The 874-nt window shown below is 57.0% G+C and carries 1 protein-coding gene; it reads left to right on the top strand.

Features of this window, described 5'->3' with window-relative positions; genetic code table 11:
- Window positions 1-56: 56 nt before the first annotated feature.
- Entirely contained in the window at window positions 57-752 is a 696-nt protein-coding gene (locus ACFHWU_RS29235) for a GNAT family N-acetyltransferase (protein ID WP_416592317.1), read from the top strand.
- Window positions 753-874: the final 122 nt, after the last annotated feature.

The following is an 874-nucleotide window of genomic DNA, read 5'->3' as shown; positions in this document are numbered from 1 at the left end:
AACCATCACCCACATCGACCTACCGAAAGCCAGCAAAAAGGCCAAAGTTTAGGTCAGTGACGCAGGCCGAATCCGCAACGCCATGGGCATCCTTCGATGAATACCTTCACACTCTAACCGAGAATGGTAGACGCCGCGCAAAGAAGGAGCGCCGGATCTTCGAGAACGCCGGCTATCGCGTTGAGCAGGTTTCGTTGACCAGTGCCAATCTTGACGAGATGGCCCAACTACATGCCCAACGGCTCAAGTCTCGTTCCGGAAAAGAAGCCAGCACCGACTTTATCCGGAAGGTTCTTGACCAGATTGTTCTTCTTCATGGCGATGTGGCCGAGGTCAGTATCATCAAAGGGCCCGGCGGCACGGCTGGATTCTGCTTAACCTATCGCTACAATAGAGCGCTGTACCCAAAAATGTCTGGGTTCGATGAGCGCGTTGCTCGGCATCGCGGCTTCTTCAACGGCGTATTCTACGCGACTCTCTCGTTGGGAGCCGACCCTGCCGTCGATCGCATCGTCTGGGGACCGTCGATAGAACGCGCCAAGGTCTCGCGGGGCGCGACCCTGCATTTGCGGCTAACATTTGTTCGCCGGCTCAAGGGTGCCACCCATACTCTTCTCCGCGCTTGCGCATGGCAGACGCGCCGGTTGGCGGCAAACCTGGAGCACCAAATTGAGGGCTTGTCCAGTGCCGGCGAAGTGATGTCTGAGTTAAAGCGCATCGAGAGGATCGTGCAACGAGCCTGCGGCGAGTAACGGAAGAACGGACTTCGACGGAATTTCCGGGGCGAGCCTGACCACGAGGCACCGCTTCCAGGATCACTGACCTAAACTTTGGCCTTTTTGCTGGCTTTCGGTAGGTCGATGTGGGTGATGGT

Origin of the sequence: Micromonospora sp. LOL_015 (assembly GCF_048060275.1) — a bacterium.
Lineage (GTDB): Bacteria > Actinomycetota > Actinomycetes > Mycobacteriales > Micromonosporaceae > Micromonospora_E.
The sequence above is the reverse complement of the archived record's forward strand: the minus strand, read 5'-3'. Positions and strand labels throughout refer to the sequence as shown.